The 24,263-nt window shown below is 62.1% G+C and carries 17 protein-coding genes and 2 tRNA genes; 17 read left to right on the forward strand and 2 right to left on the reverse strand.

All coding sequences use genetic code 11. The annotated features are described in order from the left end of the window. The first annotated feature begins 4 nt into the window (after positions 1–4). The 4 genes from B5F98_RS09785 (at position 5) to B5F98_RS09800 (ending at position 2,999) form a co-directional block, all read left to right on the forward strand. The gene (locus tag B5F98_RS09785; protein WP_087372009.1) at positions 5–868 is read left to right on the forward strand and encodes a YitT family protein; all 864 of its coding nucleotides are present in this window, start codon (positions 5–7) and stop codon (positions 866–868) included. A 32-nt stretch (positions 869–900) separates the two neighbouring features. Then, positions 901–1,983 (forward strand): hypothetical protein, encoded by a 1,083-nt coding sequence (locus B5F98_RS09790; RefSeq protein WP_087372011.1) that lies wholly within the window; start codon positions 901–903, stop codon positions 1,981–1,983. 76 nt (positions 1,984–2,059) lie between these two features. Beyond that, positions 2,060–2,135: transfer RNA gene (locus tag B5F98_RS09795), tRNA-Gly, on the forward strand. A 788-nt stretch (positions 2,136–2,923) separates the two neighbouring features. After that, a tRNA-Gly gene (locus B5F98_RS09800) sits at positions 2,924–2,999 on the forward strand. A 282-nt stretch (positions 3,000–3,281) separates the two neighbouring features. Here the strand turns inward: B5F98_RS09800 and B5F98_RS09805 are convergent. Continuing rightward, positions 3,282–4,544: a competence/damage-inducible protein A gene (locus tag B5F98_RS09805; RefSeq protein ID WP_087372014.1), complete on the reverse strand. Its 1,263-nt coding sequence runs from the start codon at positions 4,542–4,544 to the stop codon at positions 3,282–3,284. A gap of 408 nt (positions 4,545–4,952) precedes the next feature. Here B5F98_RS09805 and aroF point away from each other — a divergent pair, with 408 nt between their 5' ends. The 9 genes from aroF (at position 4,953) to B5F98_RS09850 (ending at position 17,825) form a co-directional block, all read left to right on the forward strand. Beyond that, on the forward strand, positions 4,953–5,975 hold the full coding sequence (gene aroF / locus B5F98_RS09810; protein ID WP_087372017.1) for a 3-deoxy-7-phosphoheptulonate synthase: 1,023 nt from the start codon (positions 4,953–4,955) through the stop codon (positions 5,973–5,975). Between the two features lie 26 nt (positions 5,976–6,001). After that, entirely contained in the window at positions 6,002–6,334 is a 333-nt protein-coding gene (locus tag B5F98_RS09815) for a DUF6054 family protein (RefSeq protein ID WP_087372020.1), read from the forward strand. Positions 6,335–6,349: 15 nt separating this feature from the next. After that, positions 6,350–7,411 carry a 3-dehydroquinate synthase gene (gene aroB, locus B5F98_RS09820; RefSeq protein WP_087372023.1) on the forward strand — a complete coding sequence of 354 codons (1,062 nt, stop codon included), beginning with the start codon at positions 6,350–6,352 and terminating at the stop codon, positions 7,409–7,411. Between the two features lie 12 nt (positions 7,412–7,423). Further along, complete coding sequence (locus B5F98_RS09825) at positions 7,424–8,650, forward strand: 3-phosphoshikimate 1-carboxyvinyltransferase (RefSeq protein WP_087372027.1); 1,227 nt, start codon at positions 7,424–7,426, stop codon at positions 8,648–8,650. Next, on the forward strand, positions 8,647–9,693 hold the full coding sequence (gene aroC, locus B5F98_RS09830; protein WP_087372028.1) for a chorismate synthase: 1,047 nt from the start codon (positions 8,647–8,649) through the stop codon (positions 9,691–9,693). Before B5F98_RS09825 ends, aroC begins: the two co-directional genes overlap by 4 nt. 101 nt (positions 9,694–9,794) lie before the next feature. Continuing rightward, on the forward strand, positions 9,795–10,958 hold the full coding sequence (locus B5F98_RS09835; protein WP_087372031.1) for a bifunctional chorismate mutase/prephenate dehydratase: 1,164 nt from the start codon (positions 9,795–9,797) through the stop codon (positions 10,956–10,958). Then, positions 10,955–11,893, forward strand: a complete 939-nt coding sequence (locus tag B5F98_RS13530; protein WP_087372034.1) for a type II 3-dehydroquinate dehydratase — start codon at positions 10,955–10,957, stop codon at positions 11,891–11,893. Before B5F98_RS09835 ends, B5F98_RS13530 begins: the two co-directional genes overlap by 4 nt. A gap of 2 nt (positions 11,894–11,895) precedes the next feature. Further along, complete coding sequence (locus tag B5F98_RS09845; protein WP_087372038.1) at positions 11,896–12,726, forward strand: shikimate dehydrogenase; 831 nt, start codon at positions 11,896–11,898, stop codon at positions 12,724–12,726. A gap of 314 nt (positions 12,727–13,040) precedes the next feature. Further along, on the forward strand, positions 13,041–17,825 hold the full coding sequence (locus B5F98_RS09850; protein WP_158099833.1) for a beta-N-acetylglucosaminidase domain-containing protein: 4,785 nt from the start codon (positions 13,041–13,043) through the stop codon (positions 17,823–17,825). Between the two features lie 273 nt (positions 17,826–18,098). On the opposite strand, the gene B5F98_RS09855 is transcribed toward B5F98_RS09850, so the two are convergent. Continuing rightward, on the reverse strand, positions 18,099–18,293 hold the full coding sequence (locus B5F98_RS09855) for a hypothetical protein (protein WP_087372045.1): 195 nt from the start codon (positions 18,291–18,293) through the stop codon (positions 18,099–18,101). Positions 18,294–18,587: 294 nt separating this feature from the next. Here B5F98_RS09855 and B5F98_RS09860 point away from each other — a divergent pair, with 294 nt between their 5' ends. The 4 genes from B5F98_RS09860 to B5F98_RS09875 all read left to right on the forward strand — a co-directional run. Then, complete coding sequence (locus B5F98_RS09860) at positions 18,588–18,938, forward strand: Asp23/Gls24 family envelope stress response protein (protein WP_087234398.1); 351 nt, start codon at positions 18,588–18,590, stop codon at positions 18,936–18,938. 34 nt (positions 18,939–18,972) lie between these two features. After that, the gene (locus tag B5F98_RS09865; RefSeq protein WP_087372047.1) at positions 18,973–20,649 is read left to right on the forward strand and encodes a DAK2 domain-containing protein; all 1,677 of its coding nucleotides are present in this window, start codon (positions 18,973–18,975) and stop codon (positions 20,647–20,649) included. A 410-nt stretch (positions 20,650–21,059) separates the two neighbouring features. Next, entirely contained in the window at positions 21,060–22,181 is a 1,122-nt protein-coding gene (gene prfB / locus B5F98_RS09870; RefSeq protein WP_087372050.1) for a peptide chain release factor 2, read from the forward strand. 166 nt (positions 22,182–22,347) lie between these two features. After that, positions 22,348–24,263: CAP domain-containing protein (locus B5F98_RS09875; protein WP_242961648.1), on the forward strand; the 1,916-nt coding region annotated here is incomplete at its 3' end.

The following is a 24,263-nucleotide window of genomic DNA, read 5'->3' on the forward strand; positions in this document are numbered from 1 at the left end:
AGCTATGAATGTAAAGAAAAATCTGTGGGCCATTCTGGTCATCACCTTCGCCTCCGCCATCTACGCGCTGGGCTTTGTGTGGTGCTTTGCCCCCAACAACATCGCCTTCGGCGGCATCACCGGCGTGGCTCAGATCATCAACCACTTCATCCCCGCCTGCCCTGTGGGTATGACGGTGATCGTGCTCAACATCCCCCTGTTTATCCTGGGCTGGAGGTTCATTGGCGGGCGGCTGCTGGTGCTGTCTCTGTACGCCATGTTCATCTCCTCGGTGTTCATCGACATTCTCACCCCTCTGTATGACTGGCAGCCCATGGAGCCTCTGCTGGCCTGTATCTTCGGCGGCCTGCTCATGGGCCTGTCCCTGGGCTTTGTGTTCCAGCAGGGCGCCACCACCGGCGGCACCGACCTGGCCGCCCGGCTTCTCAAGCTGGTGTTCAAGTGGCTGCCCATGGGCAAGCTGCTGCTGGCCGTGGACCTGATCGTAGTGGTGTCCGTGGCCCTGGCCTTCCAGACCATCAACACCGCCCTCTACGGCCTGGTGGCCCTGTACATCTCCACCCTGGCTCTGGATGGGGTCCTCTACGGCATGGACACCGCCAAGGTGGCCTACATCATCAGCGACCACAACGAGGAGATCCGCCGCACCCTGGTGGAGGACCTGGACAAGGGTGTCACCATCCTCCACGGCCAGGGCGCCTACACCGGGGCGGAAAAGCAGGTGCTCCTGTGCGCCTTCAAGCAGCGGGAGATCGCCACCATCAAGTCCGCCGTGAAGGGCCTGGACCCCAACGCCTTCCTCATCGTGTGCGACGCCCATGAGGTGCTGGGCGAGGGCTTCCGGGTGTACCACTCCGACGGACTCTAAGCCGCCCCACATGGGGCAAAGGAGGGAGACTCATGAAAGTACGACTGCTGGCCCTGGGCCTTGCCACCGCCCTCACCCTGTCCGGCTGCACCGCCATGCTGGAGCGCAGCTACGTCTCCTCCGCCACCCACCTGGACTACTCGGTGACGGAGGACTCCTCCATCCTGCGGGTGGAGAACTATCAGGGTCTGGTCAACGCCCTGCTCTACTTCGTCAACCAGCACTCCACCAACGGCACGTTGCGGCTATACAACTACGCCGGGGATGTGGAGTCGGACTTGGAGCGCGCCTGCAACGAGGTCATGACCGAGGACCCCCTGGGGGTATTCTCGGTGCGCTCCATGAAGTATGACAGCACCCGCATTCTCACCTACTACGAGGTGGATGTGCGCATTGTCTACTCTCGCTCGGCTCAGGTGGTGTCCTCCATTCAGTCTGTGGCTGGCCTTTCCGGGCTACGGGGCGAACTGACCCGGGTCATCTCCACCCGGCAGTCCCAGAGCATCTCCCGGGTGAGCTACTTCTCCGGGGATGCCGCCGCCGTGGAGTCCCTGTTCTGGCTGGCCTTTTACAGCAACCCCCAGACCGCTCTGGAGCCTCCCAAAATCTCCGCGTCCCTCTATCCGGAATCCGGGGCCCAGCGCATTGTAGAGCTGACCCTCACCTGGCCGGACACCCAGATGGACCTGGAGGAATACGCCAAGTCTCTGGAGACTCTGGCGGGCCAGATGCTGGAGGAGTCCGCCCAGACCCCCTACACCCTGGAACAGCTCACCGGCCTGGTCCAGAGCGTGGCCGCTCCCTCCACCACCGGTTCCCTCACCGCCCTGGACGCCCTGTCCGGCAAGCCCGCCAGCGACCAGGGGCTGCTGCTGGGCCTGGAAGCCCTGCTGCAAGAGGCGGGGATGGAGTACACCATGGTGTTGGGCTCTCAGAACTCCATCCGCACCCTATGGCTCATTGTGGCCACCGACCACGGCTATCGCCACCTGTTGGCCCAGTCCCTCCACCCGGACCAGCCCCTGAAGCTGTACACCGACCAGCAGATGACCGACCAGGGGTATAGCTGGTCCACCTCTCTCTATCCCGCCTGTCGGGAAAACGGGGAGGAATAAGGAAACGTTTTTTCGAGAAACTTTGAATTTTGTGTTGACAAAAGGGATGATATCTGGTATCATCCCTTTTGTTGTCGCGAGTGTAGCTCATCTGGTAGAGCGCCACCTTGCCAAGGTGGAGGTAGCGAGTTCGAGCCTCGTCACTCGCTCCATAGTATGGAGATATGCCTATCTGGGTATATCTCCATTTTTTCTTGTCTTAGCGAACTCGCTACCTCCACCTTAACTTGAAATCTGAGGTTGGGGGCCCCGCAAAAGCCATGGGCTTTTGTGGGTACGGAAGCGAGTTCGAGCCTCGTCACTCGCTCCAAACAAAAACGGTCTGACTTAAGTCAGGCCGTTTTTATTTGGCATCCGTAGGTTATTTCAATGCTCGCCGGAAGTCAATTCCGGCTGCGCCAAGGTTTTCGCCTCAGGCGAAAACACTTGTACGGCGCACCCGCGCCGCCCCGCCTTGCGGGGCCCCATGGAGACGTACCTGTTCGGGTATGTCTCCATTTTTCTTGTCTCGGTGAACTCGTCCTCCTCCATCGGCTCCCTTGTGTAAAGGGAGCTGTCAGCCGCAAGGCTGACAAGGGGTTGTCCTTCTAAACAGCATAGTTCAGGCTTCCCAGCCCGGTGGGGACGCTACCCGCTGGGGGTACCTTTTGACCGGGCAAAAGGTACCAAAACCCGCTTAGGGCGTTCCCCCCTAAGTACCCCCCTGGGGTACGAGGCTGGAACTGCGTCAATCCGACCGTCGGCCCTGGCCCCGGTGGGGTCACATAGATAGCCTGGCAAGTCTATGGAAAGCGCCCCTTCTCTGTGAGTCTGTGCCTCTGTTTCCAGGCCCTCACCCTGGTGCGCGGCGTTTCCGCCGCCAGGAGTGTCTGCCGCTCCACATTTTTTCATTTCACCCTTGACAAATCCTCTTCCCTCTGGTATCATACCCTTTGTCGTTGCGAGTGTAGCTCATCTGGTAGAGCGCCACCTTGCCAAGGTGGAGGTAGCGAGTTCGAGCCTCGTCACTCGCTCCATGTAAATGGAGGCGTACCTGTTCGGGTATGTCTCCATTTTTTCTTGTCTCGGGAACTCGCTACCTCCACCTTAACTTGAAATCTGAGGTTGGGGGCCCCGCAAAAGCCATGGGCTTTTGTGGGTACGGAAGCGAGTTCGAGCCTCGTCACTCGCTCCAGAAAAAGAAGTTCTGACTTACGTCAGACCTTCTTTTTTATTCCGCATACGGCCCGGCGCAGATGCGCCGGGCCTTTTCCATTCCAATCCGTGCCGCTACGCGGCACACCACAATTCTTCATTATTCATTCTTCATTATTCATTTTTAGGCAGTATTTCCGCACCAAATCCAGGGCATGATTGGCCGCCAGGGTCCGCACTCGGTCCCGGCGCTGGGCAGCGCCCCCCAGGTGCAGCTCCACCGCCTCACAGCCCTCGGGTGTGGCCAGGGCCACATACACCAGCCCCACCGGGTTGCCCCGGTCATCGCTGTCCGGGCCCGCCACCCCGGTGGTGGACACCGCCAGGTCACAGCCCAGCACCCTCATCGCCCCCTGGGCCATCTGCCGGGCCACCTCGGCGCACACCGCTCCCTGCTGCTCCAGCACCTCCTGGGACACCCCCAGCACGTTGTGCTTGACGGCATTGGTGTAGCTCACCACGCCGCCCTGGAGCACTGCCGAGGCCCCGGGCACGTCGGTGACCCGCTTGGCAATGAGGCCCCCGGTGCAGCTCTCGGCAGTACCCAGGGTCAGGCCCTGTTTGGCCAGCATGGGCACCACCACTTCCTCCAGGGAAGTCACATCCGCCCCGTAGACCTGGTCCCCCAGGATGTCCCGGACCTCCTGTTCCACCGGGGCGATCATCTCTTTGGCTGCCTCCACACTCTCTGCCTTGGCGGTGATGCGCAGCTCCACCTCCCCCTCCTTGGCGTAAGGGGCCAGGGTGGGATTTTGGAGGGTGCTCATTTTGTCCCGGAGCAGCTGCTCCACCCCCGACTCGCCCAGGCCGAAAATGCGCAGGGTGCGGGAATGAATGACCCCCTGGGTGAGTTGGGCCAGATACGGGGTCACCTCCTCCCGGAACATGGGCAGACACTCCCGGGGCGGGCCGGGGAGCATCACCACATGCACGCCATCCACGCAGAAGGCACAGCCCGGGGCGGTGCCCCAGCGGTTTTCCAGCACCGTGCACCCCTTTGGCAGATAGGCCTGCTGGAGGTTGTTGGCCGTCATGGTGCGCCCGGACTTGGCAAAGTAGTCCCGGATGCTCTGCTCACACTCGGGGTGAAACTCCAGAGGGAGCCCGAAGGCCCCCGCCACCACCTTTTTGGTCAAGTCGTCGCAGGTGGGCCCCAGCCCTCCAGTGGTGATGAGGATGTCTGCCCGGCCCTTGGCAATCTCCACCGCCTGGGCCAGGCGGGCGGGGTTGTCCCCCACCACGGTGTGGTGGTAGACGTTGAGGCCCAGCCCAGATAAGAGCTGGCTTAAATCCCGGGCGTTGGTATTTAAAATGTTGCCCAGCAGCAGCTCGGTGCCCACTGCCAGCAATTCTACGCGATGTTCCATGTTTGGTGCTCCCTCCTGTGGTCTTTGCTGCTATCCTATTCCCTCCTCCGCCCCCTTGTCAATGCCCTGCATCTTTCTCACTTTAGCGCACCAGAAAAAAAGACTTGCATTTTCTGGCTGTGTGGTCTATAATAGCCTCACTTGAACGAAACGAGGTTTACAGCAATGGCCCGTCTGTCTGCCCACAACTTCATGGCTTATTATGGCTTTACTCGATTTACCGGGTACGGCAAATTTGTCGTGGAGCAATGTGGCATATGAGTGAGGCGTTTGGCACCCACACCCGTGGGGGCAACTGCTGACATACCGGAATGGGACGCTCATTGACGCATTGGCAGTCAATGGGCGTTTTTGCATACCGGGGACCTCTTCCCAGCCGCTGAGACAAGTAGAAAGGATGAACAACGTATGGTTATCGTGATGAAGCCCTCTGCCACACAAGATACCATCCAGGCTCTGGCCCACCAGCTGGAGACAGACCACCCGGAAGTGCGGGTGAGCATCACCAAGGGCGTGGGCTGCTCCATTCTGGGCCTGGTGGGAGACACCTCCCAAATTGACCAGGACAAACTCACCATCCACCAGGACGTGGACCGGGTGATGCGGGTCCAGGAGCCATACAAGAAGGCCAACCGGAAGTTCCACCCCGAGGACAGCGCCGTGCGTATTGGCAACGCCGTCATCGGCGGCGGTGGATTCACCGTCATCGCCGGGCCCTGCTCGGTGGAGAGCCGGGAGCAGATCATTGACGTGGCCCAGTCGGTGAAGGCCTCCGGGGCCTCCCTGCTGCGGGGCGGCGCTTTCAAGCCCCGCACCTCCCCCTACGCCTTCCAGGGCATGGGCACCCCCGGCCTGGATTTGCTGCTGGAAGCCAAGGCAGAGACCGGGCTGCCCATCGTCACCGAGCTGATGAGCCCCAAATACTGCGAGCTCTTCGAGGAAAAGGTGGATTTAGTGCAGATTGGCGCCCGGAACATGCAGAACTTCGACCTTCTCAAAGAAGTGGGCAAGATGTCCAAGCCCATTTTGCTCAAGCGGGGCCTGGCCAACACCTACGAGGAGTGGATTATGTCGGCGGAGTACATCATGGCCGCCGGCAATGAAAACGTGATTTTGTGCGAGCGAGGGGTGCGTACCTTCGAGACCTTCACCCGTAACACCCTGGACCTGTCCGCCATCCCCGCCATCCGCCGCATGAGCCACCTTCCCATCGTGGTGGACCCCTCCCACGCCGCCGGGATGTACTGGATGGTGGAGCCCCTGGCCATGGCCGCCGCCGCTGTGGGCGCCGACGGTTTGATGATCGAGGTGCACAACAACCCCGCCTGTGCCAAGTGCGACGGCCAGCAGTCCCTGACCCCCGAGAAGTTCCGCCGCCTCATGGACAAGGTGGTGCCCCTGGTGGAGCTGATGGGCAAAACCCTCACCTAACATACAACGAGAGAGGAGTATGAACTATGGCCATGCTAGAGCGCACCCTCACAGGAAACTTTGACCAAGTCCTCCGCACCCTGGACCAAGCCATCTTAAACGGCAGCATGTCCGCCTCCTACGAGGACGGCACGGTGTACACTATGGGCGACGTCCGCTGCGCCGTGCGTATGTACGAGCGGTACAGCTACACCGGCGGCAACCGGGTGGCCCTGTGTATGACCCTCACGGGACAGGGCGACCAGCTGCGCCTGACCGCCATCACCGCCGGCGGCAGTCAGGCCATGTTCTTCAAGCTCAACACCTGGGGCGAGGAGGCCTTTTTGGACACTTTGGCCCAGGCCATCGACAAACTCTGAGAGGAGATATCCCCCATGCGAACCCTCACAGTCCCCCTCCCCGGACGGGAGTATGACATTCTCATAAGGCCCGGCCTGCTCCCCCAGGCCGGGGGCTACATCTGCTCGGTGGTCCCCCAGGCCCGGAAAGTGGCCCTGGTCACCGACTCCCACGTGGCCCCGCTGTACGGCGAGACGGTGGCCCACAGCCTGGCCCGGGCCGGGTTCCAGGTGGAGACCTTTGTGGTCCCCGCCGGGGAGCAGAGCAAGTGCTCCAAGCAGCTGGCCCGGCTGTGGAGCAGCTTCGCCCAGTTCGGCCTCACCCGCACCGACTGCGTGGTGGCCCTGGGGGGCGGCGTGGTGGGGGACCTGGCGGGCTTTGCCGCCGCCACCATCCTGCGGGGGGTGGCCCTCATCCAGATTCCCACCACCCTCCTGGCCCAGGTGGACTCCTCGGTGGGGGGCAAGGTGGCCATCGACCTGCCCGAGGGGAAAAACCTGGCGGGGACCTTCTACCAGCCCCGGCTGGTGCTCATGGACCCGGAGGTGCTGGGCACCCTCCCCCACGAGACCTTTGCCGACGGCATGGCGGAGGTCATCAAGTACGGCTGCATCGCCGACCAGGGCTTTTTGGAGTTTCTGAGCCAGAACCCCTCCCGCTCCGCCATCATGGCCAACATGGAACAGGTGCTGTACACCTGCTGCCGCATCAAGGCGGAGGTGGTGGCAGAGGACGAGCTGGACACCGGGCGGCGGATGATTCTCAACTTCGGCCACACCCTGGGCCACGCCTACGAGCTGGCGGGCCACTACACCACCCACACCCACGGCCAGGCCGTGGCCGCCGGGATGGTTCGGGCCGCCCAACTGGGCACCGCCCTGGGTCTCACCCCCGCCCACCTGGCCCCGGACATCGCCCAACTGGTGGAGGCCTTCGGCCTGCCCACCGCCATTCCCTGTTCCCAGGCGGACTACGCCGCCGCCATCGGCCTGGACAAGAAGGGGGCGGGCTCCTCCCTCTCCCTCATCCTCCTGGACCGACCCGGCCACGCCCTGGCCTACCCCATTTTGAAACAGCAGCTGCTGGAGATGCTGTAACGAGGTATTGCTATGAACGTCACCATCACCCCCACCAAGCTTCACGGCCCCGTCACGCCTCCTCCCTCCAAAAGCCAGGCTCACCGGCTCATCATCGCCGCCGCCCTGGCCTCTGGGGAGAGCGTGCTCACCCACGTGGCCCCATCCCAGGACATTCTGGCCACCATCCGGTGTATGGAGGCCCTGGGTGCCTCCTTCACCTGGTCCGGGTCCACCCTGACGGTGCAGGGCCTCACCATGAACCGCCCCACCCCTTCCCTTCCCCGCCTGGACTGCGGGGAGTCCGGCTCCACCCTCCGCTTTCTCATCCCCATCGCCCTGGCGGTGGCGGGCGGGGGCGTGTTCACCGGACAGGGGCGGCTGATGGAGCGGCCCCAAAAGCCCTACTTTGATCTCTTCGAGGCCAAAGGCATCTCCTACGCCCTGGAAGACGGGGTGCTCACGGTCCAGGGCCAGCTCCCCCCCGGGGACTACCCCCTGCCGGGCAACGTGTCCAGCCAGTTCGTCACCGGGCTGCTGTACGCCCTGCCCCTGGTGGAGGGCACCTCCACCATCACCCTCACCTCCCCCCTGGAGTCGGAGGACTACGTGGCCATGACCCGGCAGGCCCTCCACCAGGCGGGCATTACGTTGGACGGATACACCGTCCCCGGTTCCCAGCACTACTCCCCCATTCAGGGCAGCGTGGAGGCGGACTGGTCCCAGGCGGGCTTTTTCTACGCCGGGCTGGGGCTGGGCAATGACCTGGACATCCAGGGTCTGGACCCCCACTCCCCCCAGGGAGACCGGCGCATTGTCTCCTTCTATGAGCAGCTCACCGGGGCGGGACACACCGTCACTTTGGACGTGAGCCAGTGCCCCGACCTGGTGCCCCCCCTGGCGGCCCTGGCCGCTGGTATGGAGGGGAAAACCACCCACATTGTGGGGGCGGCCCGGCTGCGCATCAAGGAGAGCGACCGACTGGCCACCACCTCCCAGGTCCTCAACGAACTGGGTGCCCAGGTGGAGGAGCTCTCCCAGGGGCTCACCATCCGGGGTATAGCCCAATTCGCCGGGGGCGTCACCGTCCCCTGCCACAACGACCACCGCATCGCCATGATGGCTGCCATGGCCGCCACCCGGTGTGAGGCTCCCGTCACCCTCACAGGTGCTCAGTGTGTGGCCAAATCCTTCCCCGACTTCTGGGAGGTCTATGAGAAGCTGGGTGGAACCATTGTAAAAAGCGAGGAAATCCTATGAACTATACCATTTTCGGCGAATCCCACGGCCCCGCCATTGGCGTCACCCTGACAGGGGTGCCCGCCGGGCTGGAGCTGGACTGGGCCGCCATTGAGAAAGACATGGCCCGCCGGGCCCCCGGCAAGTCCCCCCTGGCCACCGCCCGCAAGGAGGCCGACCAGGTCCAGGTGCTCTCCGGGGTATTTGAGGGAAAGACCACCGGGTCCCCCCTGTGCGCCATGATTGCCAACACCGACACCCGCTCGGCGGATTACAGCAAAACCCGTGACCTGGCCCGGCCCGGCCACGCCGACTACCCCGCCCACGTCCGCTACCAGGGCTTCAACGACTACCGGGGCGGCGGCCACTTCTCCGGGCGGCTCACCGCGCCCCTGGTATTTGCCGGGGCCATCGCCAAGCAGATTCTGGCCCAGCGTGGTATCACCGTGGGGGCCCACATCAGCTCCATCTACGGGGTCAACGACGAGGCCCTGGAGGACTGGGATACCCTGAAAGGGGTGGCGGACAAGGACTTCCCGGTGCTCAACGACGAGAAGGGCCAGGAGATGCAGGAGGCCATTTTGGAGGCCAAGGAGGACCAGGACTCCGTGGGCGGCTCCATTGAGTGCGGGGTGTTCGGACTCCCCGCCGGATACGGCTCCCCTGACTTCGGGGAGAACGCCGAGGGCATCTTCTCCCAGTACCTGTTCGCCGTCCCGGCGGTGAAGGCGGTGGCCTTCGGCGCTGGCACCGCCTTCTCCCTCATGCGGGGCTCCGAGGCCAACGACCCCCTGTACGTGGACGAACATGGAAACGTCGGGGCGGAGCAGAACTGCGCCGGGGGCATCAACGGCGGCATCACCAACGGCATGCCCCTGGTGTTCGAGGTGACCATGCGCCCCACCCCCTCCATCGCCCGCACCCAATTTACCATTGATATGAACCGCATGGAACATGCGGAGCTGGAGCTCCAGGGGCGGCACGACCCCTGTGTGGTCCCCCGGGCGGTCCCCGTCATTGAGGCCGCCGCAGCCCTGGCCGCCTGCCAGCTGCTGGGAATCTGATTTCCGGCCGTTCAGGCCGGAAAAACGAAGAATTAAGAATGAATCATGAAGAATTGTGGTGTGCCGCATAGCGGCACGGAGTTTCATTGGAGGCCATTCCCATGGATGAATTGCAGCAGTATAGAGAGGAAATCGACCGCATTGACCGACAGATGGTAGAGCTGTTCCGCCAGCGCATGGCGGTGACCGGACAGGTGGGCCAGTACAAGCTGGAGCGAGGCATCCCGGTGCTGGACGCTCAGAGAGAGCGCCAGGTGCTCCAGGACAAGGCCCGTCTGGTGGACGGAAACCTGCGCCCCGGCGTCACCACCCTCTTTCAGACCATGATGTCCATCTCCCGCCGCCAACAGCGGGACCTGACCCGGGAACGGGCGGATAACCCCGGCGTTCCCCGGTTTGTCCAGGCCCTGTCCCAGATACGGGAGCCCATCCAGAACCCCCGGGTGGTGTTCCAGGGCGAGCCTGGGGCGTACAGTGAGCAGGCCTGTGTCAACTTCTTCGGCGAAGGGGTCCAGGCCACCGGGCTGCCCCAATTTGAGGACACCTTTCTGGCCCTGAAAGAGGGCCGGGCGGACTATGCGGTGCTCCCCATTGAAAATAGCTCCACGGGCGCCATCCGCCAAATCTACGATCTGCTGTCGGAATACGATTTCTTCCTGATGGGGGAAACCACAGTGAAGGTGGACCACTGCCTCATGGCCCTGCCCGGGGCCACCCTGGACACCATCACCCAGGTGTACTCCCACGAACAGGGCCTGCTGCAAAGCGCCAAATTTCTAAGCCAACACCCCAACTGGCGGCCCATGACCCAGTCGGACACCGCCGGGTCGGCCAAGATGGTGGCCGAGAGCGGCGACCTGACAAAAGCCGCCCTGTGCTCGGCCCGGGCCGCCCAGATCTACGGGCTGAACATCCTGGTCTGTCCCACCAACGACAACCCCCACAACACCACCCGCTTTGTGGTGGTCTCTCCCCAGGTGGAGCTGCGGGAGGGCGCTGACAAGATCAGCACCGTCTTTCTCCTCCCCCATGAGGCGGGCTCCCTCCACGAGATTCTCACCATCTTCGCCGTCCACGGCCTGAACATGGTGAAGCTGGAATCCCGCCCCCTGCCCCAGCACAGCTGGGAGTACATGTTCTTCTTGGAGTTCACCGGGAACCTGAACACCCCGGAGATCGCCGATGTGCTCCATGAGCTGTCCCAGACCACCGGAGACTTCCGGGTACTTGGCAACTTCGTGTCGAATTTGGAGGAAGAAGCATGAAGAATATTATCCTCATTGGTATGATGGGCTGTGGAAAAACCACCGCCGGACATATGTTGGCCCAGCAGCTGGGCCGCCCCTTCGTGGACTGCGACGAGCTGATGGAGGGGACCACCGGGCGCACCATCTCCCAGATCTTCGCCCAGGACGGCGAGCGGGGCTTCCGCTCCCTGGAAAGCCAGGTGCTGGAGCAGCTGAGCAGCCAGGAGGGTTTGGTCATCGCCACCGGCGGCGGGGCGGTGCTGTCCCGGAAAAATGTGACCTCCCTGCGCCGCAACGGCATTCTGGTGTTCCTGGACCGCCCCATCGACGAGATCTGCGCCAGCCTGGACACCGAGGGCCGCCCCCTGGCCCAGGAGGGACACCACGCCTTTGTGGAGCGCCACCACCACCGTCTGCCCCTGTACCTGTCCGCCGCCGACGTGATCATCCAGGACTTTTCCACACCGGAGGCCACCGTTGCGGAAATTCTGGAGAAGATCTCCGAGGTGGGCAAGAAGTTTCTCATCATCAACGGCCCCAACCTGAACCTGTTGGGCAAGGGGGATGTGGAGCTGTACGGCCGGGAAAACCACGAAAATTACGCCTCTCTGTGCACCATGATCGAGGAGTACGCCAAGGTACATAACTCCACCGCCACCTGCTATCAGTCCAACCACGAGGGGGACATTGTGGACCAGATTCAGGCCGCCGACGGCATCTATGACGCCATCATCATCAATCCCGGCGCCTACGCCCACTACTCCTACGCCATTCTCGATGCCCTGCTGGCGGTGAACACCCCCGCCTTCGAGGTGCTCATCGGCAACATCCACGCCCGGGAGCCCTTCCGCTCGGTGTCCGTCACCGCCTCGGGGTGTGTGGGCCAAATCTACGGCCTGGGCCTCCAGGGCTACCTGCGGGCCATGGACTTCTTCCTCAAAGGGGGACAATAACCATGCTGCAAGTCATCGGTGATCCCATCTCCCACTCCAAATCCCCCATCATCCAGACCACCATGCTGGACTACCTGGGGCTGGACATTCCCTACACCCCCCACCTGGTGAAAAAGGGGGAGGTGGCCCAGTACCTGGCCCAGGCTGAGGTCCAGGGCATCACCGGCTTCAACGCCACCATGCCCCACAAGGAGGACCTGGTGCCCCTGATGGACCAGTTGGGGGAGGAAGTGGAGCTATACGGGGCGGTGAACACCGTCTGCCGCCGGGACGGAACGTGGATTGGCCACAACACCGACGGGGACGGCTGTCTGGAGTCCCTGGTGCACATGGGCATGTGGCCCGCCCGGCAGGTGGTACTGCTGGGGGCGGGGGGCGCTGCCCGGGCGGTGGCCCTGCGCCTGGCCCAGACCAAGGCCGAGCGCATCTGGGTGTGCAACCGCACCCTGCCCAAGGCCCACCAGCTGTGCCAGCTGGACGCCTCCGGCACCCTCATCCCCGTGGGCTTCGACCCCAGCACCCTCTCCCAGGTGTGCTCCCAGTCCCAGCTGGTCATCAACTGCACCAACCTGGGCATGGACGACTGCCCCCACCAGTTTGAGGACTTCTCCTTCCTGGATGCTCTTCCCCGTGACGCCGGGGTGATGGACCTCATCTACTACCCCGCCTGCACCGAATTGCTGCGTCAGGCCCAGACCCGGGGTCTCAAGACCTGCAACGGCCTGCCCATGCTCATCTATCAGGCCATTTTCGCCCTGGAATACTTCCTGGACCGGCCTCTGCCCCGGTATGAGCTGGCCCAAGTGGTATTTGCCAAGCTGGGCCTGGTATAGACAGAATGGACAATATAATTCATACAGTTTCATGAGATATAACAATCCTTCTTTTGTTTACTTTTTCCATATCCAGTGGTATACTGGTAGCAAGTGAACAACAAGAAGGATTGTTACCGTATGGGCAAAACCAGATGAACCGAAAGGGGGCGTATCTCTGTGATATGGGCCCCTTTGGTGTCGTCTGGTCTTTTTCGTCGGTACCTCTACCGTGGGAGTTCCCCACGGCGTCCATCTTGTCCCATCAGGAGGTGATACATCCCCCAAATTGTCCCGTACATCTTCACTTAAGGAGAATAGGAGGAACATCAACCATGCGCAAGATTACCAAAAAAGTCGGCGCTCTGGTCACCGTGTGTGCCATGTGTCTGTCCACGGTCAGCTATGCCGCTGCCCTGCCTCAGACCCAGGCCGACGAGATCACCAACTCCGCTGCCACCCTCGCCAATGAGGCGACCAGCCCCAACCTGGCCCTCAAGGCCACCGCCGCCTCGTCCGCCAACGAGACCTCTAACTTCACCCAGGAGAAGGCCAACGACGGCAACATGGACACCCGCTGGTCCAGCGGCTCTGTGGAGAACAATCCCCAGTGGCTGCGCCTGGACTTCGGCGAGCCCACCACCTTCAACTGCGTCCGTCTGTTCTGGGAGAAGTCCGGCGGCAAGGCCTACAAGGTTCAGGTCTCCGACGACGGCAATGAGTGGCGTGGCGTGGCCAACATCACCGACGGCCAGCCCGAGGAGACCCGCACCCTCACCTTTGACGAGGTCACGGCCCGCTATGTCCGGGTGTATGTCACCGAGAACTTCCCTGACATCTGGACCTGCGTGTCCATTTACGAGATGGAAGTGTACAACAACACCTGGGACTTCGTCTTCGGCCAGGCCAAGACCCAGCTGGAGAACGCCCAGAAGTGGAACGCTCTGAGCCGGGATGTGTCCCTGGTGGAGACCACCGACTACGGCGCCACCGTCACCTGGAAGAGCGACTCTCCCTACCTCACCGTGGAGTACGGAATGCTGAAGGTGACCCTGCCTGAGACCACCACCCAGGCCACCCTCACCGCCACGGTCTCCTACCTGGGCAACAGCGCCGACGTGGAGATTCCCGTGACCATTCTGTCCCAGACCGATCTGGACAACACCTATGACCTCAACCCCACCCCCCAGAAGCTGGAGATGCAGTACAACCTCATCGACTTTGACAACGTCAAGGTCTACTATGAGTCCGGCATCACCGACGTTACCCGTGGCCGGGTGCAGGAGATCATGGACAAGCAGGGCGTGTCCTACACCGTCACCGAGAACTATGAGGAGAGCACCCTGGCGTTAGGGTTGCACGGCTCTACTGAGAACGTGGACACCAACACCACCGGCTACTCCGACGACCTGTTTGTGGCCAGCGAGACCAAGTATGACGCCCACTTTGTGGACATCAACTCCAATGGCCGCGTGACCATCCTGGGTGAGGACGACGACGCCGTGTACTACGGCCTGGCCACCCTGGACGACGCCATGGAGACCGTGGCCGGTCAGCAGCTGACCTGCGCCACCATCGAGGACTATGCCAACATGCAGTACCGCGGCATCGTCGAGGGCTTCTATGGCAAGGTGTACTCTGTGGAGGACATTCTCTCCCTGTTCGAGTACATGGAAGACAACAAGATGAACACCTTCGTCTACGGCCCCAAGGGCGACCCCTATCACCTGGGCAACTGGCGGGATGAGTATCCCACCGAGATCACCGACGAGCAGCGCTTCTACGGCATGATGACCCAGGACGACATGCGCACCATCACCGCCGCTGCCGCCGAGAACAACATCTCCTTTGCCTGGTCCATCCACCCCGCCATGCAAAACGGCATCAACTTCACCGACCGTGACAGCGTGGAGCAGGGCATTGACGACATCATGGAGAAGTTCTCCCACATGTACGATCTGGGCGTGCGCCAGTTCGGCGTGTTTGTGGACGACATCGACACCGGCGTGGCTCTGCGTGGTTCTGAGAACCAGGCCTACATGATGGCCGAGCTCCAGCGCCGCCTGGAGGACAAGTACAACGGCTCCGAGGATCCCGCCGACCACGTGGCCGGCACCTACTACGTGCCCAGCTTCTACGCCCTGGGCTTCGGGTCCTCCTCTCAGCTGGAGACCAACCTGGGCGCCTTCCGTGAGGCCAACCAGGGCAACAACGTCATCATGATGATGACCGGCTCCGGCGTGTGGTCCCCCATCCGCAACTCCGACCTGCTGAAGATCCAGCAGTACACCGGCAAGAAGCCCGTCATGTGGTGGAACTACCCCGTCAACGACAACATTGACGACCAGATGCTCATGAACCGTCTGGACTCCGTGTACGCCACCGATTTGGACGTCACCGCCAGTCTGGGCGTTCTGTCCAACCCCATGAACCAGGCCGAGGCCTCCAAGGTGGCCCTGTACGGCGTGGCCGACTACACCTGGAACACCGCCAACTTCGATGTCCAGAGCAACTGGGAGGAGTCCTTTGCCTCCTACACCGATGACCCCGCCATGCAGGAGGCCCTGCGTGTGTTTGCCAGCCACGCTGCCAAGAACCAGGACCACACCAACATCAACTCCATCTTCAACGCCTACAAGTCGGACAGCTCCAACTATCCGGCCGTGCTGGAGGAGATGCAGAAGATCGTGGATTCCTGCCAGCTCATCCTCACCCTCAAGGACAGCGATGATTACAAGCTGGTGAACCTGGAAGAGGAGATTCGCCCCTGGGTGTACCGCCTCAATGACATGAGCCAGATCATCATCGACTGCATCCAGGCCATGTATGGCGAGGAGAGCCAGCGCTTCGATCACCTGATGAACGCCATCTACCTCTCCAACGGCATCGACACCCTGGAGAAGTACAAGGTGGAGAGCCTGGAGGGCCAGGGCACCAGCCAGACCATCAGCAACTATGTCACCAGCCCCGGCAACCTCTACATCCTGCCCTTCGCCCGCTACATCATGACTCAGGCCGGCGGCTCCTTCTTCACTGACGCCTCCGACCCCTTCGTCTACACCGACACCAACACGGAGGGCTGGGCCATGGCCAAGTCCGGCAACACCTTCACCGTCACCGACGGCGAGACCGTGACCCTGGCCTCCGGCTCCTATGTCCAGTTCGACCTGGCCCAGCTGGTGGCTCTGTCCTCCGTGTCCGGCCTGGACGACCTGAACGTCCAGATCTCCCTGGACGGCAAGACCTGGACCGGCTTTGCCGCCGGCACTCAGGCCCGCTATGTGCGTGTGATGAACAACACCGCTGAGGAGATTTCCGTGGACCTGACCCAGGTGTCCATCGCCGCTCAGGTGGTGTCCATCGCCTCCGTCACCTCCAGCGCCCAGATCTATGAGCCCAACAACTACCCCACCAGCAACATCAACGACTACAACAACACCACCTTCGTCTGGCTCAACAGCCAGCAGCCCGGCACCAGCCTCACCGTCACCTACTCCGCCCCCACCAGCATCAACCGCATCGAGTACACCACCACCACCGATGGTGACCGCATGGTTGGTAAGGTGAACCTGGAGTATCAGGACACCGACGGCAACTGGAACTCCGTGGGCATCGTGGACAGCGATGACTTTGTCTCCGGCGCCATCGCCGTCACCTTCGACACCGTCCAGGCCAAGGCCATCCGGGCCACCGTCACCGAGTCCCGCTCCACCAACTGGCTGAAGATCGCCGAGTTCCACGGGGTGTCCACCGACGCTGAGTACGTGGCCACCGTCAACGGCGTGGGCGAGGCCAAGCTCACCGACCGGGACGTGATGAGCTTCATCCAGGCCACCGGCGAGGGTGAAGTGGTGTACAACGTCTACGAGAGTGCCAAGGCCAACGCCCTGGTGCTGTACAACGCCCTGGACAGCTGGGACGGCGTGAGCGTGTACGCTGTCACCGCCGACGGCGAGACCCTGCTGGAGTACGCCCCTGACGCCAGCACCTCCGGTTCCCGGGTCTATCCCGCCAACCAGCTCAAGGGCGTCACCGCCTTCCGCATCGCCTACACCGACGGCATCTACCTCAACGAGATCGAGATCCAGGGCGACCGCTTCGTGGCCCTGAACACCTACGGCGTGCAGCCTCAGGTGGACGAGGCCAAGGCCGCTGCCGCTGAGCCCGGCTACACCGCCGAGTCCATCGCCGCCCTCAACGACGCCATCGCCGCTGTGGAGGCCATTCTGGCTGACAACACCCTGGGTGAGCCCGTGACCCAGGAGGCTCTGAACACCGCCGTGGAGGCCATGAACGCCGCTGTGGAGGCCCGTGTGCCCGATCAGCCCGGCCAGGAGGCCAACAAGGCTCTGCTCCAGGCCACCTACGACTACGCTGTGACCCTGGACACCACCGGCGTGGTGGACTCCGCCGTGGCCATCTTCCAGAAGGCCCTGGACGAGGCCAAGACCGTGCTGGACGACCCCAACGCCACCCAGGAGCAGGTGAACACCGCTTGGGACAACCTGCTCACTGGCATCTGGTCCCTGGGCCTGAAGCAGGGCGACAAGGACATTCTGGAAGTGCTCATCGCCAAGGCTGAGACCATGGTCGCCAACCAGAGCAAGTACGTGCAGGACCACTGGCAGGAGCTGCTGGACGCTCTGAACGCCGGCCAGAAGGTCATGGACGACGGCGACGCCCTCCAGGGCGACGTGGAGACCGCTGTGGATGCCCTGATGAACGCCATCCTGGCCCAGCGCTACAAGGCCGACAAGTCCATCCTGGAAGACCTCATCGGCAAGGCTGAGGGCATCGACCTGACCGGCTACACCGCCGAGTCCGTGGCCGTGTTCCGCTCCGCTCTGGCCACCGCTCAGTCCGTGCTGGCTGACGAGACCCTGTCCGAGGACGATCAGGCCACCGTGGACAACGCGGTCGCCGCTCTGTCCGCTGCTATGGACGGCCTCACCGCCGGTGGCGCTCCCGAGACCACCGACAAGCCCCAGACCACCCAGAAGCCCGAGAACGTGCCTCAGACTGGCGACTCCGCTCAGCTGATGGTGTACGTGGCTGCTCTGGCTGGCTCTGTGAGCCTGCTCACCGGCGCCGCTTACGTGACCCGCAAGCGCCGCAGCTAATGCAAAAAAGCTCCGGGGGGAAGCAAATTGCTTCCCCCCGGTCTTTTTTGCAAATGAATAACGAAGAATGAAAAACGAAAAATGCAGGTCCTGAAAGCTTTTTCAGCTTCCTGAACCTGCCTAGGCTTTCGGTAGTGACCGTTGTAGGGCTTGCCCCTCATAAAATCCGTGCCGCTGTTGCGGCACACCACAATTCTTCATTCTTCATTCTTCATTTATCATTATTCATTGCCAAAAAAGGGGCCGCTGATCGCTCAGCGGCCCCTTTTTTGCTTACAGGTCGATATCCTCGTAATCGTCGTACTCGGAGGAACAGAAGCAGCAGTTGGCCTTCTTCTCCTCCACCTTGTCGGCAATGGCGTAGAATGTGTCCACGATCTTGTCCCAGTATGCCATCACCACGCATACCACGGCGCTCACGGCCATAGCCACGGCGGCTGCCTTCAAGATAAAGCGGATGACTTTCATGTTCAGTCCCTCCCTTGTGTGTTTCGGTACGTCATAGTTTACACGATTTGCGTGCAAAAAACAATGGGATTTGAAAAAAATTCACAATTCCCTTTCCCCCCTCTCCGGCCCTCCGGGCCTCCTTCCACAAATTGCACCAGAAACCGGGAATTTCTCTTGAAATTTTCCATCCTTTCCCCCGCCTATGTGGGAAAACTCCCCTTGTTTTTTCCTCCAAAATGGAATACAATGTATTGACTAAAGCTTTGTCTTGACCACACATTTCCCACTCTTACCATAGAAAGGAAGGGTTCCATGAAGATACAAACTGAAATTGGCCGCATCCGCATTGCCAGCGAAGTGTTCAGCAACATCACCGGCGCTGTGGCTACCAGCTGCTACGGCGTGAAAGGGATGGCCTTCCGCTCCAAGACCGACGGCCTGGTTCATCTGCTCCGCCGGGAGTCCATGTCCAAAGGCGTGAAGCTGGTCTATCACGAGGACGATTCCGTGTCCATTGAGCTGCACATCATCGTGGACAACGGGGTCAATCTGGTGGCCGTGAGCCGCTCCATCCAAAGTGAAGTCAAGTACAACGTCAACCGCCTCACCGGCGTGGAAGTGCGCAGCGTCTCCGTGTGCGTAGACTCCATGGTCATCGGCTAAGGCCAGCGCTGATAGAAAGGAATTTGCTAACATTATGATCGACATCATTGACGGCGCATTGTTTCAGCGCATGGTGGTGCACGCTGCTGCCTCCATCAACGCCCAGAAACAGAGCATCAACGAGCTCAACGTCTTCCCTGTGCCCGACGGCGACACCGGCACCAACATGTCCCTGACCATTGGCACCGCCGCCGCTGAGGCCAAGAAAAAGCCCGCCACCACCGTGGCCCAGGCTGCCGCCACCAACGCCTCCGCCCTGCTGCGGGGCGCCCGTGGCAACTCCGGCGTCATCCTCTCCCTGCTCTTCCGCGGCGTGTCCAAGGCCCTGAAGGACCACGACACCGCCGACGGCGTGGCCCTGGCCGCCGCCCTCCACGAGGGCGTGTCCGCCGCCTACAAGGCCGTCATGAAGCCTGCTGAGGGCACCATCCTCACCGTCTCCCGCCTGGCCGCCAAGGCTGCCGCTGAGGCCGCCCAGGAGCAGAACAGCGCCGAGCACGTGCTGGAGGCTGCCATCGCCCACGGCCAGGAGGCCCTGGCTGAGACCATCAACCAAAACCCCGTGCTGAAGAAGGCGGGCGTGGTGGACGCCGGTGGTAAGGGCTTCCTCATCATCCTCCAGGGTATGCTGGACGAGATGCGGGGTATTCCCGCTCCCCAGGACTACCGGGACGACGCCCCCCAGACCAAGGACAAGGCGGACTTTATGGCCATGAGCCAGGAGGAGATCACCTTCGCCTTTGACACCGTCTTTATTGTCCGCAAAGCCCAGCCCGATGTCAACCTGGGCCCCTTCCGCACTTACCTCAACAGCATCGGTGACAGCCTGGTCATCGGTGAGGACGACGAGGCCTTTAAGGTCCACGTCCACACCAACATCCCCGGCAACGCCCTCAACGAGGCCCAGAAGTACGGCACCCTGGAGCTGGCCAAGATTGAGAACATGCGCACCCAGGCCGACGATCTGGCCGCTGGACGCAAGGCCCAGAGCGTGGACGACCTGGAGGACGACCACCACGAGGAGAAGCAGACTACGGTGGCCCCCGTGGAGAAGAAGTACGGCGTGGTGGCCGTGTGTGCCGGCGGCGGCCTGGCCTCCGTGTTCCGGGACCTGGGCGTGGACGGCATCATCTCCGGCGGCCAGACCATGAACCCCTCCACCGAGGACATTCTGCGGGAGATCGCCCGCACCCCCGCCGAGACCGTGTTCGTGCTGCCCAACAACAAGAACATCATCATGGCCGCCCAGCAGTGTGTGGGCCTCATTGAGGGCCGGGAAGTGGTGGTCATCCCCACCCGCACCGTGCCCCAGGGCATCTCCACCCTGCTGGTGATGGACCCCGAGGGTCCCGTGCAGGACAACGTGGACGCCATGACCGAGGCCATGAGCCACGTGCACACCAGCGAGGTGACCTACGCCGCCCGCAACTCCGACTTTGACGGCTTCGCCATCCAGGAGGGCGACTACATGGCCCTCAGCGACGGCCAGCTGTTCGGCACCGCCAAGTCCATGGAGGAGCTGCTGGAGAACCTGGCCCAGGCCGAGACCCAGCAAACGGCAGAGTTCATCAACATCTTCTACGGTGAGGATGTGGACGAGGAGTCCGCCGGCAAGGCCCTGGCCCTGTTCCAGCGCCTGTGCCCCAACGCTGAGATCACTCTGCTCAGCGGCGGCCAGCCCGTGTACTACTATATGATTTCCGCGGAATAACGGCCAAAACACTCCACCCGGCGGTGCAGCTGACGCTGCGCCGCCGGGTTTTTCTTTTTTCCTGCAAAAAATGATTCTCCATATTTCACGCAACTTTTCACCCTGGTTTGCATATACTACATGGTATACGGGGGAGTGTGGCGGGAATTTGCCCGTCCCTCCTCCACAGACATTGACAGAAACGGAGCGATTGACCATGTTGTTGCAAACCACACCCCCGAAATCCAACACCCCCGCCCAGGACGTGGACGACCTGATCTTTATGGGCCAGGCCGGGCCAATTGTCAGCCAGCGTTGACGGTGAAAAATCATCTTTTTGACGGGAATCTCCCCCCTTTACAACCCAGGGGCCTTTCTATATAATATATGGGATATATTATGGCCATGGGCCGGTTAAAGGATGAACGAGAATGCTGCAATTTGACGAATACAAGGTAAAACTCAACAACCTCAAGCCCGAGCTGGAGGAGCTGGGGCAGGCCCTGGACCTGGAGGCCGCTGAGCGGGAGCTGGATATGCTCCAGGCGGAGTCCGCCTCCGACGGGTTCTGGGACAACGTGGAGAAGGCCCGGAAGATCCAGCAGCGCATCAGCCAGCTGGAGGGCAAGATCAACGCCCAGGCCAAGCGTCTGTCCACCTGGGACGACCTGATGGTCATGTGTGAGATGGGCAACGAGGAGGAGGACGAATCCCTGGTGCCCGAGGTGGAAGAGGGCTTCGAGGGCCTTCTGCGCAACATGGAGGAGGCCCGTCTGGCCACCCTCCTGTCCGGCGAGTACGACCCCTCCCCCGCCATTGTCTCCCTCCAGGCCGGCGCCGGCGGCACCGAGGCCCAGGACTGGGCCCAGATGCTCTACCGCATGTACACCCGCTGGGCCGAGCGCCACGGCTTTACCTACTCCATTCTGGACTACCAGGACGGGGACGAGGCGGGCATCAAGTCCGCCACCATCCGCATTGACGGCGAGAACGCCTACGGCTACCTGAAAAGCGAGCACGGGGTGCACCGCCTGGTGCGCGTCTCCCCCTTCGACGCCAACGCCCGCCGTCAGACCTCCTTCGCCGCCGTGGAGGTCACCCCCGAGATCGACGACAGCGTGGAAGTGGAGATCCGCCCCGAGGACATTGAGATGCAGGTCTACCGCGCCTCCGGTGCCGGCGGCCAGCACGTCAACAAGACCTCCTCCGCCGTGCGACTGATCCACAAGCCCTCCGGCCTGGTGGTGGCCTGCCAGACCGAGCGAAGCCAGCTGCAAAACCGGGAGACCTGTATGAAGATGCTGCGCTCCAAGCTCATCCAAATCAAGGAGCAGGAGCACCTGGACAAGATCTCCGACATCAAGGGCGTGCAGCTGAAAATCGAGTGGGGCAGCCAGATTCGTTCCTACGTGTTCATGCCCTACCAGCTGGTGAAGGACAACCGCACCGCCTACGAGACCTCCAACATCAATGCCGTGATGGACGGCGACCTGGACGGCTTCATCAACGCCTACCTCACCGCCTCCGCCACCGGCAACTGGGCCACAAAATAATTCCCACACACATCGCCTGTCCCGGGTGCTCCTCGCCTCCGGGACAGGCGATTTCTTCCCTCTAGGCCAGGGGAACTTCTTTGTAAATATTGTCTTATATGGTTGACTATTCCTGACATGAGGACTACAATAGTACCACAATGATACGATTAGGAGGGTATCAATCATGAAAAAGCTGATTCGCCGATGTCTTGCTCTGGCGCTGAGCGCTGTGTTTGTGCTCACCTGCGCCGCCCCCGTCTCTGCCGCCGGCACTGACATCAACGTCCAATTGGATGTCACCTATTCCCAGACCGACGCCCGGGATATGCTGACACTGATCAATGACTTCCGTGCCAGCGACGATGCCTGGTACTGGAACCAGGACAATTCCGCCAAAACCGATGTATCCGGTAAGCTCAAGGACTTCGTCTACGACTACAACCTGGAGAAAATAGCCATGCAGCGGGCCGCGGAAATCGTGGTGGCGTATGGTCACATCCGCCCGGACGGTACTAGCTGGTATTCCGCATTCCGGGAGTTTGGCGTCTATTACCACAGCGCATCGGAGAACATTGCCATTGGCTACACCTCCGCCCAAGATGTCTTTGAGGGCTGGCGGGAGGACAACGAGGACTATTCCGGCCAGGGTCACCGCCGCAATATGCTCTCCCAGGACATGACCTCCATCGGCATTGCCCATGTGGTATACGGCGGGGTGCATTTCTGGGTTCAGGAGTTTGGCACCCTGGCAAACCCCAACACCACGGAGACCACCCCCGCCACCGCTGCCACCGTGGACATCCGGGTGGCGTCCGACTCCATCCGCAGCGTCACCCTGGACGCCATCTCCCCCCTGTCTCTGACGGCTGGAGAGCAGGCAGACCTGCCCACCGTGTCCGCCACGCTGACGACCAACAGCACCTGGGACCACACCCCTGAAATCCATGTGACGCTGGAGCCCAACTGGACTGTGACGGCAGGCAGCGATGTGGTGAAGGTGGAGGGCGACAAGCTCACCGCCCTGGGGGCGGGCAGCGCCACCCTCTCCGCCACCGTGGCGGGCCAGACCGTCACCTGCTCGGTCACCGTCACCCAGGCCCCCTGTCAGCACCAGTGGGATGACGGTGTCGTCACCACTGAGCCCACCTGCACCCAGGACGGGGTGTGCACCTACACCTGCCAGCTGTGTGGGGCGACCAAGACCGAGGCCATCCCCGCCACCGGCCACACCGTTGTCATCGATCCTGCCGTTGCCCCCACCTGCACCCACACCGGCCTCACGGAAGGCAGTCACTGCTCCGTGTGCAACACGGTGATCGTGGCCCAGACTGAGGTACCTATGCTGCCCCACGACTATGTGGCCTCTGTCACCACGGAGCCCACTTGCACCGTGGATGGTGTGCGCACCTATACCTGTTCCATGTGCGGCGACAGCTATACCGAAGCCATCCCCGCCACCGGCCACACCTTTGGCCCCTGGACCACCGTCACCTCTCCCACCTGCACCCAGAGCGGCAGTGAGCAGCGCTCCTGCTCCGTCTGCGGCTATACCGAGACCCGGGGCGTCGATCCCACCGGCCACTCCTGGGAGGATGACTACACCGTGGATCAGGCTCCCACCTGCACCCAGGACGGCAGCAAGTCCATCCACTGCTCCCGGTGCGATGCCGTCACCGATGTCCAGACCATCCCCGCCACCGGCCACACCTGGGACCAGGGCACCGTCTTCACCCCCGCCACCTGCACGGAAAGCGGCACCATGCGCTATACCTGCACCGTCTGCGGCGAGACCCGGGATGAGGTGATCCCCGCCACTGGTCACACCTGGGACCAGGGCACTGTCATCACCCCCGCCACTTGCACGGAAAACGGTACCATGCGCTACACCTGCACCGTCTGCGGCGAGACCCGGGACGAGGTGATTCCCGCCACCGGTCACACCTGGGACCAGGGCACTGTCCTCACCCCTGCCACCTGCACAGAAAACGGCACCATGCGCTACACCTGCACCGTCTGCGGCGAGACCCGGGACGAGGTGATTCCCGCCACCGGTCACGCCTGGGAGGATGATTACACCGTGGATCAGGCTCCCACCTGCAC

The sequence above is a fragment of the Pseudoflavonifractor sp. An44 genome, assembly GCF_002161675.1.
GTDB lineage: Bacteria > Bacillota > Clostridia > Oscillospirales > Oscillospiraceae > Enterenecus > Enterenecus faecium.